Origin of the sequence: Variovorax sp. VRV01 (assembly GCF_014852545.1) — a bacterium.
GTDB classification, from domain to species: Bacteria; Pseudomonadota; Gammaproteobacteria; order Burkholderiales; family Burkholderiaceae_C; genus Variovorax; species Variovorax beijingensis_A.
Window position 1 is genome coordinate 1 of record NZ_JACVBS010000072.1, and the last position, 429, is coordinate 429.

General features: G+C 66.9%; 1 protein-coding gene. It reads left to right on the top strand.

Features of this window, described 5'->3' with window-relative positions:
* Positions 1 to 429 (top strand): AMP-binding protein (locus IB278_RS33650; RefSeq protein WP_192328884.1); only part of this gene is annotated, 429 nt, incomplete at both ends.

The following is a 429-nucleotide window of genomic DNA, read 5'->3' on the forward strand; positions in this document are numbered from 1 at the left end:
ACACCGCCCCCACCGCCATCCGCTCGCTCATCAAGGCCGCCGAATCGGACGAGAAGGTGCACCCGAAGAACTGGAACCTGGACAGCCTGCGCATCCTCGGCTCGGTGGGCGAGCCCATCAACCCCGAGGCCTGGATGTGGTACCACCGCCATATCGGCCATGAGAAATGTCCGATCGTCGACACCTTCTGGCAGACCGAGACCGGCGGCCACGTCATCACGCCCCTGCCGGGCGCCACGCCGCTGGTGCCGGGCTCATGCACCTTGCCGCTGCCGGGCATCGCGGCCGCCATCGTGGACGAAACCGGCAAGGACCTGCCCAACGGCGCGGGCGGCATGCTGGTCATCAAGCGGCCCTGGCCCTCGATGATCCGCACCATCTGGAACGACCCCGAGCGCTTCAAGAAGAGCTACTTCCCCGAGGAAATGG